The sequence below is a fragment of the Vibrio sp. VB16 genome (assembly GCF_015594925.2).
Classification (GTDB): domain Bacteria; phylum Pseudomonadota; class Gammaproteobacteria; order Enterobacterales; family Vibrionaceae; genus Vibrio.
Map to the genome: position 1 here is coordinate 1149931 of NZ_CP087591.1, position 16757 is coordinate 1166687.

17 protein-coding genes are annotated in these 16757 nt (G+C 41.3%); 8 read left to right on the forward strand and 9 right to left on the reverse strand.

Going from position 1 to position 16757, the window contains the following annotated elements; all coding sequences use genetic code 11:
* Positions 1–11: 11 nt before the first annotated feature.
* From IUZ65_RS21560 to IUZ65_RS21570, 3 genes are all read right to left on the reverse strand, one after another.
* Positions 12–3140, reverse strand: a complete 3129-nt coding sequence (locus IUZ65_RS21560) for an efflux RND transporter permease subunit (RefSeq protein WP_195706064.1) — start codon at positions 3138–3140, stop codon at positions 12–14.
* Positions 3137–4462 (reverse strand): efflux RND transporter periplasmic adaptor subunit, encoded by a 1326-nt coding sequence (locus IUZ65_RS21565; protein ID WP_195706065.1) that lies wholly within the window; start codon positions 4460–4462, stop codon positions 3137–3139. The genes IUZ65_RS21560 and IUZ65_RS21565 overlap by 4 nt, the downstream gene beginning before the upstream one ends.
* A gap of 86 nt (positions 4463–4548) precedes the next feature.
* On the reverse strand, positions 4549–4908 hold the full coding sequence (locus IUZ65_RS21570; RefSeq protein ID WP_195706066.1) for an EF-hand domain-containing protein: 360 nt from the start codon (positions 4906–4908) through the stop codon (positions 4549–4551).
* A gap of 214 nt (positions 4909–5122) precedes the next feature.
* On the opposite strand from IUZ65_RS21570, the gene IUZ65_RS21575 reads away from it, so the two are divergent.
* Genes IUZ65_RS21575 through IUZ65_RS21590 form a run of 4 tightly spaced genes read left to right on the forward strand, consistent with a single transcriptional unit; the run spans position 5123 to position 8036 of the window.
* Complete coding sequence (locus IUZ65_RS21575) at positions 5123–5608, forward strand: TlpA family protein disulfide reductase (protein ID WP_229638274.1); 486 nt, start codon at positions 5123–5125, stop codon at positions 5606–5608.
* Positions 5609–5617: 9 nt separating this feature from the next.
* On the forward strand, positions 5618–5839 hold the full coding sequence (locus IUZ65_RS21580) for a DUF4266 domain-containing protein (RefSeq protein WP_195706067.1): 222 nt from the start codon (positions 5618–5620) through the stop codon (positions 5837–5839).
* Positions 5830–7125 carry a DUF3570 domain-containing protein gene (locus tag IUZ65_RS21585; RefSeq protein ID WP_195706068.1) on the forward strand — a complete coding sequence of 432 codons (1296 nt, stop codon included), beginning with the start codon at positions 5830–5832 and terminating at the stop codon, positions 7123–7125. The genes IUZ65_RS21580 and IUZ65_RS21585 overlap by 10 nt, the downstream gene beginning before the upstream one ends.
* Before the next feature lie 17 nt (positions 7126–7142).
* Entirely contained in the window at positions 7143–8036 is an 894-nt protein-coding gene (locus IUZ65_RS21590; protein WP_229638275.1) for an FAD:protein FMN transferase, read from the forward strand.
* Positions 8037–8052: 16 nt separating this feature from the next.
* Here IUZ65_RS21590 and IUZ65_RS21595 read toward each other — a convergent pair whose 3' ends face one another.
* Together IUZ65_RS21595 and IUZ65_RS21600 are read right to left on the reverse strand one after the other, a co-directional pair.
* Positions 8053–9231: an HD-GYP domain-containing protein gene (locus tag IUZ65_RS21595; protein WP_195706069.1), complete on the reverse strand. Its 1179-nt coding sequence runs from the start codon at positions 9229–9231 to the stop codon at positions 8053–8055.
* A gap of 214 nt (positions 9232–9445) precedes the next feature.
* On the reverse strand, positions 9446–10366 hold the full coding sequence (locus tag IUZ65_RS21600; RefSeq protein ID WP_195706070.1) for a LysR family transcriptional regulator: 921 nt from the start codon (positions 10364–10366) through the stop codon (positions 9446–9448).
* Between the two features lie 136 nt (positions 10367–10502).
* Between IUZ65_RS21600 and IUZ65_RS21605 the strand changes: the two genes are divergently transcribed.
* A complete protein-coding gene (locus IUZ65_RS21605; RefSeq protein ID WP_195706071.1) occupies positions 10503–11195 on the forward strand; it encodes a type 1 glutamine amidotransferase domain-containing protein in 693 nt (230 codons plus the stop codon).
* A 278-nt stretch (positions 11196–11473) separates the two neighbouring features.
* Here the strand turns inward: IUZ65_RS21605 and IUZ65_RS21610 are convergent, their stop codons facing one another.
* A complete protein-coding gene (locus IUZ65_RS21610; RefSeq protein ID WP_195706072.1) occupies positions 11474–11713 on the reverse strand; it encodes an RNA recognition motif domain-containing protein in 240 nt (79 codons plus the stop codon).
* A 168-nt stretch (positions 11714–11881) separates the two neighbouring features.
* On the opposite strand from IUZ65_RS21610, the gene IUZ65_RS21615 reads away from it, so the two are divergent.
* Genes IUZ65_RS21615 through IUZ65_RS21625 form a run of 3 tightly spaced genes read left to right on the forward strand, consistent with a single transcriptional unit; the run spans position 11882 to position 13538 of the window.
* Positions 11882–12361: a GNAT family N-acetyltransferase gene (locus IUZ65_RS21615; RefSeq protein ID WP_195706073.1), complete on the forward strand. Its 480-nt coding sequence runs from the start codon at positions 11882–11884 to the stop codon at positions 12359–12361.
* 14 nt (positions 12362–12375) lie between these two features.
* Complete coding sequence (locus tag IUZ65_RS21620; protein ID WP_195706074.1) at positions 12376–12915, forward strand: GNAT family N-acetyltransferase; 540 nt, start codon at positions 12376–12378, stop codon at positions 12913–12915.
* A complete protein-coding gene (locus IUZ65_RS21625) occupies positions 12912–13538 on the forward strand; it encodes an HAD-IA family hydrolase (RefSeq protein WP_195706075.1) in 627 nt (208 codons plus the stop codon). The genes IUZ65_RS21620 and IUZ65_RS21625 overlap by 4 nt, the downstream gene beginning before the upstream one ends.
* Positions 13539–13777: 239 nt before the next feature.
* Here IUZ65_RS21625 and IUZ65_RS21630 read toward each other — a convergent pair whose 3' ends face one another.
* From IUZ65_RS21630 to IUZ65_RS21640, 3 genes are all read right to left on the reverse strand, one after another.
* Positions 13778–14659 (reverse strand): DMT family transporter, encoded by an 882-nt coding sequence (locus IUZ65_RS21630; protein ID WP_229638276.1) that lies wholly within the window; start codon positions 14657–14659, stop codon positions 13778–13780.
* A 10-nt stretch (positions 14660–14669) separates the two neighbouring features.
* Positions 14670–15671, reverse strand: a complete 1002-nt coding sequence (locus IUZ65_RS21635; RefSeq protein WP_195706076.1) for a zinc-binding dehydrogenase — start codon at positions 15669–15671, stop codon at positions 14670–14672.
* A gap of 73 nt (positions 15672–15744) precedes the next feature.
* Positions 15745–16725 (reverse strand): 2-dehydro-3-deoxygalactonokinase, encoded by a 981-nt coding sequence (locus IUZ65_RS21640; RefSeq protein ID WP_195706077.1) that lies wholly within the window; start codon positions 16723–16725, stop codon positions 15745–15747.
* Positions 16726–16757 lie beyond the last annotated feature (32 nt).

The window sequence follows — 16757 nt, forward strand, 5'->3', positions numbered from 1 at the left end:
AGAATGATGGTTTAGTTAATCGAGACTGGGGACTTAGTGTCCGATTGTTTTTCTAATGGGACAAAAGACGTTAGCTTCAAGTCGTCCAATATTAATAGTACGCAGGGGACGATAATGGAAGCGAGTAATGTTGCCGTCATCAACCCAAACGCAATACTCGCAATGAGTGGGATTAAAAACTGAGCCTGAGTGCTACTTTCTGTAAGTAAAGGCAACAGACCGGCAAATGTCGTTAATGAGGTAATAAAAATCGCTCTGAATCGGTCATGAACGGCTTCTTTACACGCTTCTTTTAAATGTTGGCCTTTCGCCATATTTTCTTTAACAAAATTAACCAAAAGAATATTGTCATTAACCACGATACCAGCAAGAGTCGCGAATCCGACTAAGCTCGGAATGGTGAGATCTAGCCCCATACCTAGATGCCCCCAAATAACACCGATCCACCCCATCGGTATTGCAAGCAGAACGGCGAAGGGTTGACTGAAGCTCTGGAATAGAAAAGCCAGAATGAGAAAGATGCCAATCACACCTAGGGAAAAAAAGGTCAATAGTGACGAACCAGTGTCAGCGCTCTCTTTGTCTTGTCCTTGAGAAAAAAAAGTGACATCAGGGAATTTTTTCTTTGAATTCGGTACAAACTCCCCATAGAATTTTTGCATAATTTCTCTGGAGTTTGCGATTCTGGTATTCACGTTGCCCTGTACAGTAACGGTATTTAGCGAATTAATACGGTTGATTCTCGAATAGGACTGTTTCTCTTGAAATTCGGCCACACTAGAGAGAGGCACCAATTGTCCATTCGAAGCGGTAACCGCGAGATCTTTTAGACCGCTCAAACTTGCCTGATAGGTGAATTCATCTACCCTGACGGTAATATCTAGAGTTTCGCCATTTTGGAATACTGAAAGGTTAGTACCACCTTTTATTGCACTTCTTAATGTCTGTGCAACTTGCGCTGCATTGATACCCACGACACCCGCTTCATCTTTTAGACTCACACGAATCTCGGTTCGGCCATCACGTAGGTCATTCGAAAGGTTAAATACACCATCGAAACCTTTCAGCCACTTGATAAGAGAGCGGCTCGCTTTGTTCAGCTCATCAAGAGAGCTACCTTGCACTCTAATATCAATACCGTTGCCAGCAATTCCGCGCTCTTTATCTGTGAATTTGAGTGATACCACGTCTGCTGTTGGTCCAACCTTCTTCTTCCAGCTTTGAATTAACGATTTTATGCTTTCTTGTCGGAACTGCGCCGCGAGTAAATCGGCGCTGATTGTCGCTAAATGGGGGCCAGATTCATTGGCATCGACGTTGGTGTTGTACATGATAGTTGTACTTTCAATTAAGGGAGGCGAATCTGGGAATTTGGCGGCATATTCTTGATTAAGGTCAGTTAGCGCCGCGGATACTTTGCTTACTACCGTTTCAGTTTGATTCAAAAGGCTCCCTTGCGGTAATAAAATTCTGGCCTGTAAGGTATCACTTTCTAATGATGGCATCGCTTTGAATTTTAGCCAACCAGCAGGAAAAGTGGCTGTTGAAACGAGCACAACCATTAACATTAACCCTAAGGTAAAGTAGGGAGCGTCCATGGCTTTGACTGAGATAGGGACAAATATTTTGTCTCTTATCCGTTCGAAGGTCGAGAGGAATCGATCTCTGATCGGGTTGGATTTGGTCTCTATATGACTATGGGCTAAATGAGAGGGTAAAATCAAAAATGCTTCAATAAGGCTGACCAGTAAAGTGATCAGAAGAATGATCGGTATATAGCGTAGTACTTCCCCAAGCTTGCCGCTTAAAAACATGAGCGGGCCGATGACCATTAACGTTGTTGCAAACGAGGCAATGACCCCAGGGAATACTTGTTTAGTGCCAACGATTGCTGCCTCGTATGATGACATACCGGCTTGGCGTTTTGCTGCTATGTTTTCGGCGATGATTAATGAATCATCCATCAATAATCCGATCGCAACAATAAGACCAACCATGGTCATCATATTGATGGTATAGCCGAGTAAATGCATAACAAAGATAGAGCCAAGGAACGAGACAGGTAAACCCATTGCAACCCAAAAACTAAAGCGGATATTGAAAAATGCCCACAACATTAAAAACGCAAGTGCTAGCCCTTGTATTCCGTTACTGGTCAATATACGAAGGCGTTCGTTAATGTTTACGCTGACATCTTGAGTGATCGTAAATTCAATGCCAGCGGCGGCCATATTTTGTTCGCGCTTTATCAGCTTATCTAGCGCTTCTTTTACTTTTAACGTGTCTTGAAAATAGGTCTTTGATACCTGTAATAGGGCCGCTTGTTGCCCGTTAAATAGAATTTTCTCTTCGTCTAGTGCGAATTTTTGTTCAATTTTAGCGATGTCACCGAGACGAATTTGACTGCCTTTTTCGCTGGTTTTGATGACTAAGTTTTTGAAGTCCTCAACATGGTTACTTTGGTGGTTAAAGCGGACACTTAACGATTCCAATTGATTGGTAAATACCCCTGCAGGGCTGCTGATATTTTGTTGCTCAACTAAGGTAGAAAGGTCAGAAATACTTAACCCATACTGTTTTAGTTTCCAATCTGAGATGCGTACTTCTATCTCTTGTTCAGAAAAACCAGAGACCACAACTTGTGCGATTAAAGGGTGGGCTTTGAGTCGATTTTTCACCTCTTGTGCATAGTAATAGAGATCTTGTTCAGACATGTCACCGGTTATCGCCACGCTGGCAACGTTCGCCGTCCGATCCTTTTTGGTTACGGTAATCTGCTCCACTCGATCTGGAAAATTGCTGATAGCATTGACCTGTTGCTGGATATCTGCTGTGAGGACATCAATATCTTCACCGGCTGTAATTTCCGCGTTGGCAATTGCGATGTTTTCTCTCGCATCGCAAGTGAGTTCTTTGATCCCGTTGAGCTTATCCAGAGAATCTTCTAATGGTGAACATACTTGCTCTAGCACCTCCATTGGCGAGGCGCCTGGATAATTAATTCGGACTTCAATGTCTTTGGTTGGTGTGACGGGAAAGGTATCTTTCTGTAATTTGGGCAATGCAAATGCGCCTAATAATAGTATTGTTATCATCAGCACATTTGCGCCAGTCGAATGCCGAGCAAAGAAGGCAATCATAACTTACCCTCCGTTTTCCGTGTTTTTCCAACAGAGAAACCAGTGATGTCATTCAACCATGCCACCATTTTTTTGTCTGATTGAGGTTTCAAAGGCATGCCTTTGACGGCCGGAGATAGCTTGCTCACCACAACGTTATCGTTTGGCAAAAGCCCATCCTTAATTACGGCGACTTGGTCTTGAATAAAAGCAACAGTGACCGATTTGATCTCTAGGTTTCCGTCGCTGTTAACGACATAAACATGTCCTTGATGGATAGCGTTTGCGGGAATTAATATCTGATTTTTTAACACAGGTGCCTTTAATGTCACTTTCACAAATGTGTCTCTGATTAAAGGGGGTTTTTTACCGGGTTGAGCCTGTTCATAAGGGTTGTTGATACGTACCACTATACTTTGGCTTTGTGTTTGTGCGTCAATCTGCCCGCCAGATCGGTTTACGGCCCCATTCCAAGTGATTATACGGTTACCCGCTTTTAGTTCGACGAGCGCTTCTAGCTCGTGATGCAGATCACCTCTCATGTCACTCTTATCGGCGGCTTGGTGCAGTGGACGCATTTTTCCTAGTGCGAACTGCGCACTGACCTCTACCGCGTCTATGCCGTCCGCACGAAGTAGAACTTCCCCTTTATTGACGTATTCAGCAATGCCGGCCACTTTTTCCGTAATACGAAGATCAAAAGGGGCGGAAATAGTGGTTTGTTGTAGATCTCGTTCCGCAAGGGCGAGCTGCATTTGCATGACTCGCTGCTCAGCCTGATTGATCACGATGCTGTTTTTCAGCGTTTGTAATTGCTGCTGATTACTCAATAGTTCTCGTGTCGCTCGGTCTTTTTCTGTTTTGGATATATGGCCTGTTTTACTCAGTTGCATAGAGCGTTCATATTCTGATTGTTGAATTCTGTACTCTTCTGAAGCGATCTTTAAAGATGCTGAAATCGTTTTGTCTTTTAGCTTGGCCACTTCGATTTCGGCATTCAGTTTTGCAACTTCAAGTTCGTACACTGACGGGTCAACCTTTAATAATGGCGTCCCTTTGCTAACGATATTGCCTTCTTGAAGGATGCCCGCTTCCCATATAATAGTGCCATCCAATTCTGATTGGGCTTCCCACTCTAGACCCGGTTGGGTATGCCCATAGCCGACAGCGACAGGCTGCAATTTTCTAGGAACAATCTTTAAAACCCGAACAACTTTTTTACCTGTTGATTGTGTTATCGCTGGTGGTTCTGCCTTCATTCCCGGAGCAAGAAATAAAAGAATCCCTCCCAGAATAAGAGGTGGAATAATGAGAACTCTTTGCTTCCAATTGAACTGAGACATTTTACTTCCCTAATAATTAGTAAGTTATAATATTCTAATTATAATCAGAAAAAAAATCCCATATTTTTCATATGAGATTTTAGTTTTTATGAAGAGCGACCTTGCCCTTTTCCTTTCCAACCTTGTCGATTGTTGTTACATGGCATTCTTTGATATTCATCTTGGTCAATGAGTTGGTCTCCGTTGGTATCTAAATTTTCAAACATAGGGGCATTAGACATATTTCTTAATGCTCGACCTTCTGCTGTTTTTTGAGCAATTTGGTTTGCTCTAAAGAGGTTAAATTCGTCTAGGCTGACATTCCCATCTTGATTCGCATCCATTTGAATAAAGGTTGGCATCTGATTAGCCCTTGCCATGTTGTTGCTTCTGCCAGCGGCGTTCACTCCAACAGCAATAGTCAAACCTAAAATGGCAATAGTTGAAAGTGCTAATTTACTGTTCATGATTCATACCTTATCTGTGTGTGTACCTTAATATTAATACTGTGAATGTATTTCTGTGTAAGTTAGTGTAAATCAGTGTAAAGTATTGATATAAATAGAAATGAAGATGATTTTCATTCCTATTTATGGTGGTGAATTATCTATTTACACTTTTTTCACATGATCTGTTCTATGCTCAAAGAGATATAACGATAATTATAATAATGAGGTTTGGATGATGAGAGTAATCAATCGGTTAGTTTCTATATTGTGTATTGCTTTTAGCGCGCATTCATTCGCTGCCAATGATGCGGCTCCCGATTTTAACTTTGAGCTTGAAAGTCAACAAACCAGCCTAAAGGCTGTATCTGAAAGTAGCTGGGTTTACTTGGATTTTTGGGCAAGTTGGTGTGGCCCTTGTCGATATTCTTTTCCGTTTATGAATGAATTGCAAAGTGAATTCGGTGACAAAGGTTTGAAGGTCATCACTGTTAATGTGGACAGTGACCGGTTATTAGCCGAACAATTTTTACAAGATAACCCCGCAAATTTTACTGTTGTTTATGACCCTAAAGGTGAGATAGCGAGTGCCTATAAGGTACCGGCAATGCCAAGCAGTTATCTAATTAAAAACGGTGAAATTGTTGGCATGCATGTCGGTTTCAAAACCAGTGATAAGCAAGAGCTCAAGGAACAAATAAGCGTGTTAATTCAGCCTTAAGGAGCAAGAATGAAAAACGCCAAGATATTATTAATGCTGGTAAGCATTAGCCTTATAGCGGCATGCAGTCAGTTAGGGGTACAGCCATGGGAAAAAGATCTTCTTGCCGATCCTAGAATGGAACTACAGGCAAACGAAATAGATAAAAGCTTTGATGACCATATTTATTTTAGTAAAGAAGCGACGAGTGGTGGCCGTGGTAGTGCGGCAGGAGGTTGTGGATGCAATTAACAAAAATAGGAAAAATTAGCAGTGCGCTCGCCGTTGCAAGTCAATTGCTGGTTAGCCCTAATGCACAGGCGGATGAGAACAGTTCAGACGCCGTCTGGGACTATGACACAGCAATCTTATACTACGGAGAAGATTCAGGCAGAGTCATGGCGTCGGAAGGGATGTTTGGGGCGACGAGAACAAATGGCGATGGGCAGGTATTTAGCTCAAAACTGACAGTAGATGCATTAACTGGTGCATCTCCTACTGGTGCGGTGGCGCAAAATGAAGCACAAACGTTTACAAGACCTTCTGGAAATGGGTCCTATGTCGTCGCCCCCGGTGATACCCCGCTAGACGACACGTTTCATGATACTCGTGTTCAACTTAATTTGGGTTGGAGCTCTCCAATAAATCGCGTGTGGGACTGGTCTACAGGGTTACATTTGAGCAAGGAGTATGATTATCTATCTCTGGGTGGAAACCTTGGCTTTACTCGCTCCCTGAATCAAAATAATACGGCACTTACCATGGGGATCGGTGGTTATTTCGATACACTTGAACCTGAAGGTGGCATACCTGTCAGTGGTTCCGAGATGGTCTATCGCAATGACTATTCATCCGATGCCGAGTTTAACGCGGCGTTTAATAATACTCGTCAAGATAGCAGCGAAACCAAAACGACAACGGAGTTAAATTTTGGTGTTAGCCAGGTTATAAACCGATGGTTAATAACATCGTTAAACTATAATTATTCTAATGTAAGTGGTTACTTAACCGACCCGTTTAAACTGGTTAGTGTGGTGGATGATACAGGTACCACACAACAAAACTTGTATGAAAATCGTCCGGATTCACGCACGAAACACGTATTGTTTTGGCAGACGAAAGCGAATATCAGTGGGCAGGTATTAGATGTAAGTTATCGATACATGCTCGATGACTGGGAGATTGACTCGCATACAATCGATGTGCGCTACAATTACAGGTTTAGCAATAATCACTATCTTGAACCTCACATTCGATTTTATACTCAATCTGCTGCCGATTTTTATTCACCGTATCTCATGAGCTCTGCTGCATTGCCGGAATATATGAGTGCGGACTATCGATTAGGCGAGATGAACACCTATACTATTGGCTTTAAATATGGCCTACCAATCAATGGTGACGAACTCGCATTTAGACTAGAATATTACGTACAACAACCAAAAAATGCAGGGTTTGATGAACCCGGGCAACTGGCTCAACATGACCTGTATCCGGAGATTAGTGCCATCATCGCCCAAGTTAATTATTCGTTTTAGTCAGATCAGGGAAAAGTATGGTTGATAAGCCATTAACGTTGAATTGGAAAGTTGATCACTGGCAGGGAGTATTTCCTGCCATGGCAAGTCTCTGCGAGATACTGATCGAACCGTGTGAGAAGAAACTCGCACAGCAATTACTTAACTGTGCTGCAGACATTACACACGACATTGAGTCTAAATTCAGCCGCTATAAAAGAGATAATCTCTGTTCTCAGATTAACTGTAGTAATGGCGAACCGGTCGCGATAGATGACGAAACATTTCGATTGCTCCAGTTTGCCGACACATGCTTTCAAATAAGTGATGGGATGTTCGACATTACGTCGGGTGTATTGAGGAAGGTGTGGACGTTTGATGGAGGTGGTCAGATCCCATCTAAAGAACAAATAGAGCAATTATTACCATTTATAGGTTGGGATAAGGTCAAATTTGATGAAAATCAGGTCTGTATCCCTATAGGAATGGAGGTGGATTTTGGTGGCATTGGAAAAGAGTACGCCGTTGACAAAGTCGCCAATCAAATGAGGGAGATGGCAACGAATACGTCGGTATTGGTTAATTTCGGCGGTGATCTAGCCATTAGTCAGCCCAAATCTTCGAATAAACCTTGGCTTATTGGTTTTGAACGGCCAATCGGTAATGACAGCCAAAAATCAATTAACCTTGTGCAGGGCGGTCTTGCAACAAGTGGTGATGCAAACCGATATCTTCTTAAAAATGGTGTCCGATATAGCCATATAGTCAGTCCTAAAACAGGTTGGCCAGTAGAACAGGCACCTGCGCAGGTCACTGTTGCGGGTAGCAATTGTATTCAGGCTGGATTAATTAGCACCATAGCGATGCTTCATGGTAAAGAGGCGAGATCTTTCCTTCAAGCACAACAGGTGCCTTTTTGGATAATTGAATGAAGGCAATGCACATTCTTTAGACTGATTTCGTGCGATTTTTAGAGATATAGTCGACTGAATCACCCATGTTCAGCCCATATTGTTCAGCTTTGATGCATTTCACGATCTGAACGTTCTCTATGGTTTCCAAATCGATATAACTCACATCACAGTATTGCCGTGTCGTCAGGTCATAAAAAGAGTATACGCGAGGCTTAGTCGTATCTTGAATGTTTCTGTTATCGACAATGGCCAACTTGTCAGAGCTCAGCTCAACAACGGATCCGGCAGGATAAGAACCAACGCAGTCGATAAATCTTTTTACTAATATTTCGTCTAATTCTCCCTCGGCAGCCATTCTTCGAATAATTTCAAATGCCTTGGTATGGGTGAAGCTCTGTTTATAACAACGGGTTGCGGTTAGTGCATCAAATACGTCACAAATCGCGATGATTCGACCGTTAATAGGGATGTCACTCTCTCCTAAGCCCATTGGGTAGCCACTGCCATTTAATTTTTCATGGTGGAGAGCGGCCGTATTTAATGAGAGTTTTGATACACCAGGAGTCTGCTTAAGCCTTTTAATCGACTCAGTAACGTGGGATTTCATCACATCAAACTCTGCTGTTGTAAGGCGAGAGGGTTTATAGAGGATTCGATCAGGAATATCAACTTTACCAATATCATGCAATATTGCGCCGATAGCCATATGTTGAATAACTTCTTCATCTAGTTTTAAGTACCGGGCGAACATGGCAGTCAAGGTGGCGACACCGAGAGAGTGCTCCAATAGGTATTGATCTTTGTCTCTAATATTTTGTAAGCAGCCGATAGCATTAGGGTTTTCGAACAAGGTATTAATATAGTTACGAGTCGTTTTTTTTACTTCGTCTATATCAATTTGCAGCCCATTTTGGATGTTTTCAAAAACCTTCCGCTGTACTTCTTTTGATTCATTTAGGATTTCTTGCGTTTTTTCTAAATGTTCAAACGCACTCTTATTTTGGACGGATTTTAGAGGGTTAGTAGACTTGGGGTATTTTCGCTTTGCAGGATCAACCAATACCTTGATCACGCCAGATTTTTGAAGTTGTTCAAGAGCAGATTGGTTTCTAATCCAACTCGCATTACTTAAGCGAAAATTACTTTTTTGCTCTGTAATCTCAACGACGTACATACCTATTTTTAGTTCGGAAATCTTGATTTCACTATGCATTTACGAGTCGAAACCTATTATAACTGTGGGGGCAAACCTAACTTTCTGATGTGATGTAAGTATAATCATTTTTAATAAGAATTGAGTACTGCTTTTTAGTTAGATTGTGAATAGTGCTGTGTTGGGCTGTGCGATGCTTGATTAGTGAACGATTTTTGTTGGTTCTTCGTCCGGTTTTTTCTTGACTAACATCGTCCAAAAATCACATGCGGCTTTAAGATAGGCTGCGCCTCTCTCTTGCGTCCCTGTTGGCAAAATAAGATTTGAGAAAATCGAGTAGCACTCGAAGCTTTTTGGATTCCGAAGCGCCAGGAGGAAAGACCCCGTATACATTGATCGGTGCAAGGCTGTAATCGTCTAATATAGTTTCTAATTTCCCTAACTTGAGCCTTGGTGTGACATCATAGAGTGGAATTCGCCCCAGCCCATGCCCACCTTCTACAAATGCCGTTCTTGCCGCTGCATTGTTGGTAGAAATACTTCCGGCTACTTTGACTCGAAATGAACGAGAGCCCTTCGTTATCTCCAAGGTGGTCGATGTTTGCTTATAGACAACCCATGTATGGCCATCAAGTTCGGTTGGGCTTTTTGGGCGGCCAAATCTATTAAAGTAGTCTGGAGAGGCACATAAACAAGTAGGGAGTGTTGATAATTTAATGGCTTGTAATCCTGAATCCGGTAGAGGCGCGCCTCGAATCGCAAGATCGATGCCTTCTTGAATAATATTAATGACATCGTCGGATAACATGACATCTAAGTCTATCTTTGGAAATTGTTCTTTAAATTCGTTGAGTGCAGGGACGATTAATTGTAAACCCACGTTAACCGGGCAGGTAATCTTAATAAGCCCTTGTGGTTCGTTCTTAAAATTATCCATCTTCTGTTGTGCAAACTGCGCTTGCTCAGTGATGACCCTACAGCTTTCGTAATACGCTTTCCCTGCCTCAGTAAGCGATATACTTCGCGTGGAGCGGTTGAGAAGTTTTACGCCCAAATTGTCTTCTAATTTTTTCATGTGGTAACTCACCACCGTTCTAGACAGCTCAACTTTTTTTGCGGCGGCACTAAAGCTACCTTGTTCTACAATATGGGTAAACACGACCATGCTTTTAAGCTGTTCAATCGATATGTTCATATTGGTATTAACCTATTATACTAATAATTGAACTAATGTAGTGCATAAACGCCTCATTGTCTAAATATCATAGCGGATATATAGTGGTGCTATATCCAATAGGGTCATCCAACAAATAAAATAAGAGAAAGTAATCATGACAAACACAACAGCAAAAAAAATACTGATGGTACTTACTTCACACGCAGATCTCGGCAATACAGGCAAAAAAACGGGTTTCTGGGTTGAAGAGTTTGCTTCACCTTACTACGCGTTTTTAGACGCAGGAATTGAGATTACTTTGGCGTCACCAGCAGGCGGACAACCACCGATTGACCCTAGTAGTGAGTTAGAGGATTTTCAGACGGCGGCAACGAAACGTTTCGACGAAGATCAATCGGGACAACAGCGCCTCGCGAATACACTGAAACTTGAAGATATGAATGAATCGGATTTCGATGCGATATTCTATCCAGGCGGTCACGGTCCGTTATGGGATTTGGTTGACGACACCAACTCTGTAAAGTTAGTTGAATCCTTCTTAGCAAACAATAAGCCTGTAGCTGCGGTTTGCCACGCAACAGCGGTTCTACTTAATGCAAAGGACTCTGAAGGCGAGTATGTAGTGAAAGCAAAAGCGGTTACGGGATTTAGTAACACAGAAGAAGAAGCCGTTCAGCTAACAGACGTCGTTCCATTTTTACTGGAAGATGAGCTAAAAAAACGTGGTGCAGAATATCAAAAAGTAAGTGACTGGGCTTCGTTTGTAGTACAAGACGGACTTATCGTAACGGGTCAAAACCCTGCGAGTTCAGAGTCAGCGGCAGAAAAATTGTTGGGTATGTTATAACCATCTCGAACTGCACGTGAGCAAAAATGCTAAAATAAAAGCCCTATTGATAATAGATCAATGGGGCTTTTATTTGCACGCTGAGTGTTAACGTTATACAACTAATTCATTTTTACAATAAGAAGGCATGTGGTATGAAATTTCTCTGGCTCAAATTACTCGTAACAATTGTTGTCTTTGCCGGGCTATTTGCCATGGTGTATGTAAAAGTTGCTAGCGGTAGTATGTAAAATTCGGTCATTTACCTATTCGGCAGCTAACCATCAACGGTTCAGAATTTACTGATTGGCTGACTTTACTCTTATTTTGTTATTCGCCACTTCGGTCTGATTTAGGCCGGCAATTGCTGCTATCCCTTCGCTTTTTTCTGGCATTTCAACAAATGCAAATCCTTTTGACAGCCCTGTCTCTTGATCTAACACTAAGTCACACTGTTTAACGGTACCAAACGCAGAGAATAGGACACGAATTTCTTGTTCTGTGGTATTGCGAGCAAGGTTGCGCACTAAAAGTTTCATAGAAAACCTGTATTTTAAATTGTATTTGGGATTGTCTCAGGTATTGCTAGGCTAACCAAGCTCTAATTGTCGATTTTACTTCCGATTATCATAGTTTGACTTGAGTTTAAATCCATTCGAGCTATTGTCTTAATAATATCTAACGATTGTGAATTAAGAAGGTGCATCATGATAAAACTCAGAAAAATGCGAGATGATGAGTTTTTGGCCTATCGACAGTACTCAATGCTGGCGTATGGGAGAGACTTGGCGGAGAATTATGGCTACACGTTGAGTAAAGCATCAGATGTTGCGGATCATAAACTTAAAGAATGTTTTCCTGATGGTGTGGAAGCCAGCGATCATGAAATGTACTGTATTGAGTTTGGTGTTGAGTCGGCAGCCCAATTAGTAGGGTATCTGTGGTACAAAATGATGCCGGCAGATAAAGCCGCCTTTATTTATGATTTTTATGTGTTCAAAGATTTCCGAGGTTGCGGTATCGGAACACAGGTATTGTCGGAATTAGAGACGCGCTTAATTGAAAATGGTATTGAGTTTCTTAATCTAAGAGTGGCGACGAATAATGAGCGAGCCCAAAAACTGTATCAAAAGTTGGCATTCAACGTAACCGGATACAATATGACCAAAAGACTGATCGATGAATAGTGGAGAGAGTTTCGGTGTTTTATAGAGAAATTGACAGTGAAGTAAAGCTTGCGTTAGTACACAAATCATTTGCCCCGCGATACGCCGAATTGGCCAAAGATAATTTTGAATATCTTGAAGAATGGCTTGCTTGGCCCCCTCATTGTAAAAGTAAGCTCGATTTCGAAGAATTTGTTCAGCGTTCTTTGCATGATTATGCTGATGGCAAATCCATGGTTTGTGGTATTTTTTATCAGAATGAATTGGTCGGAAATGCGAGCTTTAACTCCATTGCCCATCATCTGAAAAAAGTAGAGATAGGTTATTGGCTTGCCAAACCTTATCAAGGTAAAGGGATCATGGCGCGTGTATGTGCAACCCTTATAGAAATAGCGTTTGTAGAACTTGATATGCAGAAGATACAGATTTCTGCCGCGACCGGAAATAAACCAAGCCGAGCAATCTGTGAACGATTGGGAATGACCCTTGAAGGCATAATCACTCAACAGGAATACCTTGGTGGTCGCCTTGTGGATCACGCCATTTATGCTTTACATAAAGAGAATCAATTGTGATTGAATTAGTGATATTTGATTGTGACGGTACGCTTGTTGATAGCGAGCTTTTGTGCAATCAAGCCCTAGAATGTAAACTTGCGGAGTTAGGTATAGTCATTGCCGCTCAAGATTTGGTTGATAGGTTCCGTGGCGTTAAATTTAATGACATTCTTGCCACAATAGAATACCAACACTCAATTATGTTGCCTGAACATTTTGAGATAAATTATCGAGAAAAGGTGAAAGCATTATTTGCGGAGTCATTGAAGGCAAACGAAGGGGTTAAAGAATTGCTTGAGAATGTTCAGTTACCGATATGTGTTGCCTCTTCTGCACCTAGAGCAAAAATTGATCAGGCTCTCAGCATCACTGGCCTGAAGACGTTTTTTAATAACAATATATTTAGTTGTTATGATATTGAAGTTTGGAAGCCTCAACCTGATATATTTTTGCATACGGCAAGAGAAATGGGTTATAAACCAAAGAACTGTCTAGTCGTTGAAGATAGCCCTGTCGGGATCCAAGCGGCTCAAGCTGCTGGAATGAATGTCGTTCTATATGACCCCCATCAAATCCATGCTGATATAGATGTTGAATATCGCGTGTCATCAATGCACGACATCCGCGCGTTATTGTCATAGTATGTTCCGTTCTATGGCAAACTAAGTTTACGATTAGGCAAATCGCATTTTGGATTTAAATAATAAGCGGCACTTGTTATCAATTGCCGTCCGTCTGAGAACTACCACTTCACAACACATATGTCCACCAAAGTTATTTAGACTAGTAGAGCGACGGTTTGATGCTGCAACCCATTAACCTTAGTTTAAATTATTCGAATGTTTGGACTTTAATTTAGGTGGAAAAATTAGATTTGCCATTACAATTTTTGGTTTGATAGCCGCATATACAATATTAAAGATACTAATATTAGTAGGCATCCTAATAGTTTTTCTATTTCAATGTGTTGTTTTAACATAGTAATACTTAGCACCAATGTCCAAATTGGTTCAAGTATCATGATTAATGCAGCGATCTCAATATTAACCGAATATTGACCAACTGTTTGTATCAGATACCTAAGTGCAGTAGCAATTAAGCTAGCAATGATGAACCAAATTAGGGTTTCTGAGCTAAGATTCGATAAGGTAGAGTTTTGAACACTACACAAAAAAAATCCAGTTAACCCAACCACGAACATTTGTAGGCAAATAGACGTCAAAGGCTTTATAGGGGATGATAAACTAAGTCGTTTGTTTAAAACAAAATGTATAGAGAGAAAGCAGGATGCAAAGAAGAACCCTAACTGACTTTTCTCAACTTCCCAGCCATTTGTTAGTGTTAGTAGCGCCATGCCTAACCCGGCTAGAGGTAAAGAATACCAAAAGGCTTGATTAGGACGGGTTCTAAATAGCAACCAACTGGTTAAGGGCGCAATGATCATTGCAAGAGCCATGATAAATGCTCCTTCTGTCAATCGGTTTGTAATGCTAACTGCGTAAACCCATATATGTATAGAAGTCGAAAAAACACAGCCTACAGCGAGCGTTTTGATTATATCTATTGGTGAGGCATCGAGTATTTTCTGGTAACAGAAAGGTAATAATAATGCGCTTGCTAATATAAATCGACCACCAATGAACATACTACCGGGCATTTCAAGTAGAACTATCTTTGATGAAACCCACCCGACTGCGGCCAAAATAGTGGCAATTAGCAAGCAAGCTTCACCTTTATATTTGTGAATTAGTAGATTCAACAAATTATTCACATTAAAGAGTCGTTAAGGAGTTCAGCATTACTATTACCTTTCCTACCGTGCGTTGACCTCTCATCTCTTTTAAAGCATCAGCAGCCTGTTCTAACGTTATTTTTTGTATTTGTGGAGCTTGAATGTGCCCTTCATTTAGCAGTTTGTTAAATGCGTTACCTGCATCTTGTATTGACTGTCTTCCTTGATCCCCATTTTTGTATCCAGCCCCAAAACTGATTTGATGTACCGTTAATCCTCTAGCTTTAGCTTGGTGATATGATTTGAGATCTGCAGTTTCCACTAGCTCAACCATTTGGCCTTCAAATTGTAAGGCGTTAGCGCAGTACAACTCAGAACCACCTCCTACACAGTCAAGTGCCACATTGACACCGTTGCCTTTTGTGACGGTCCGTATTTGATTAATGACATTCTGATTTTCGTAATCGATAACATGAGTCGCACCAAGTTTTTTGGCATAACCTATATTTCGTTGGGAGCAAGAGGTAATTATGGTTTCAATACCAAAGTATTTTGCTATTTGAATTGCGAAGCTACCAACACCACCAGAACCTCCAGCGATAAATATTGAGTTATGTTTTTGTATTTGCAGTTTATCTACAAGTGAACGCCAAGCTGTCCAACCAGCGCACGGTGTAGAAGCCGCTACTTCAATCGGCACGTTGTTGGGTAGAGCTGTAAGTGTCCGAAAATCTTGCAGGCAATATTCGGCTAACCCTCCGTGTTTGTCGAACATATTGCCATGGAAAAGAACTTTGTCTCCAATTTTCCATGATGTCTTTTTTTCAGGTGTTGACATTATTTCGCCCACGACATCTAGCCCCACAATGAAATCATCTTCCATGTCATCAACAATCTTATTCCAGTGAACAATTTTGGTGTCGATGGGATTTAAGCTACAGGCATGAACTTTAACTAACACTTGAATTTGATTTGGTGTCGGTATTGGAAGTTCTCGGACTTGGAAATAATCTTCTTTTTTACAATAGGTTAGAGCTTTCATCTTTTTTATCTTAAAAGTAATGGAGCCTTCGGAAAGGGGGTTGAAAGCTCACCCGAGGTAGGAGGACAAGTATCTAAATCAAATTTGCTTTTTGAGCTATATAAATTGAACCAATCGCAGACAAGTCTTGTATTTCGCTACACTTGTAGACGGGGTTATTGGGGAATTGGTAATTGAGTAGCTCTGCGGTTGCATCACAAAGCAAACCATTTCCCCCGATGTAAATCGGAATATCTGAACTAAAGTGCAACTGTGGAGCAGAGCTTAATGCCTTTATGTCAGAGTGTAGTATTATACCTACGAGGAAACTAGCTAGCTCTTCATGCTTCTTTCCTTCGAATTGTTCTTTTAAACGAATTAAGAACAGCGCGTGTCCTAGTCCATACTCCTCAGCAGCTTTGTAACCTTCAATTAATGACACGGAGCATAATTTGTCGGAAAAGCGATTTTCAAGCGAGCCTGTAAGAATTGTATTATGAGTTATTATCGAGTTCAGCTCCCCGGCTAAAGTCGTACAACATCCTCGAATTGCTTGTTGTGAATCGATAGATACAAACTTTGAATGAGAACCCGGTAAAGCAATAATAGAATCTTGCTTAATGTTGAATAAAGATGCAATAGCTAAGGCTTCAACTTCTTCACCACGCATAACATCCAAACCTACAACTGATTTTAGCTTATCCGTGTTTAGGTTCTTTACACCAGGAATAAAATGAATTGGTAGTGATGAAATTTCAGGGATAACCACAGACCGCAGGTTAGCAGCAAAGTCTTCGAGTGATACAGGGGCGACGAGGTGTGGCACTTCGAATAGACCTAGGTTTGAAGTGATCATTCCGGCCGCTAAGATGAGTTCAATGTCGGAATCTCTTAGAGCATGTTCAGTTTTTAATTTATTGATCGCATTGCCGACAGCTTGAATCAATTGTAGGTTATTGCCATCTATACTGGTGTTTCTAACACCGACGTTCGCTTTAACTTGTCCGACACGTTGCTTGTTGCTAAATAACGCAACTCGCGTGTTAGTTGTGCCAGTATCTATAGTAATGATCATCTAAATATCCCTTAAAATAGGCCCATCATTTG

Coding starts and splice junctions, on each gene's coding strand:
- IUZ65_RS21570 (WP_195706066.1), bottom strand. CDS start 4,908: ATGAACAGTAAATTAGCACTTTCAACTATTGCCATTTTAGGTTTGACT.
- IUZ65_RS21565 (WP_195706065.1), bottom strand. CDS start 4,462: ATGTCTCAGTTCAATTGGAAGCAAAGAGTTCTCATTATTCCACCTCTT.
- IUZ65_RS21640 (WP_195706077.1), bottom strand. CDS start 16,725: ATGATCATTACTATAGATACTGGCACAACTAACACGCGAGTTGCGTTA.
- IUZ65_RS21580 (WP_195706067.1), top strand. CDS start 5,618: ATGAAAAACGCCAAGATATTATTAATGCTGGTAAGCATTAGCCTTATA.
- IUZ65_RS21585 (WP_195706068.1), top strand. CDS start 5,830: ATGCAATTAACAAAAATAGGAAAAATTAGCAGTGCGCTCGCCGTTGCA.
- IUZ65_RS21615 (WP_195706073.1), top strand. CDS start 11,882: ATGATAAAACTCAGAAAAATGCGAGATGATGAGTTTTTGGCCTATCGA.
- IUZ65_RS21590 (WP_229638275.1), top strand. CDS start 7,143: ATGGTTGATAAGCCATTAACGTTGAATTGGAAAGTTGATCACTGGCAG.
- IUZ65_RS21635 (WP_195706076.1), bottom strand. CDS start 15,671: ATGAAAGCTCTAACCTATTGTAAAAAAGAAGATTATTTCCAAGTCCGA.
- IUZ65_RS21610 (WP_195706072.1), bottom strand. CDS start 11,713: ATGAAACTTTTAGTGCGCAACCTTGCTCGCAATACCACAGAACAAGAA.
- IUZ65_RS21595 (WP_195706069.1), bottom strand. CDS start 9,231: ATGCATAGTGAAATCAAGATTTCCGAACTAAAAATAGGTATGTACGTC.
- IUZ65_RS21560 (WP_195706064.1), bottom strand. CDS start 3,140: ATGATTGCCTTCTTTGCTCGGCATTCGACTGGCGCAAATGTGCTGATG.
- IUZ65_RS21575 (WP_229638274.1), top strand. CDS start 5,123: ATGATGAGAGTAATCAATCGGTTAGTTTCTATATTGTGTATTGCTTTT.
- IUZ65_RS21605 (WP_195706071.1), top strand. CDS start 10,503: ATGACAAACACAACAGCAAAAAAAATACTGATGGTACTTACTTCACAC.
- IUZ65_RS21600 (WP_195706070.1), bottom strand. CDS start 10,366: ATGAACATATCGATTGAACAGCTTAAAAGCATGGTCGTGTTTACCCAT.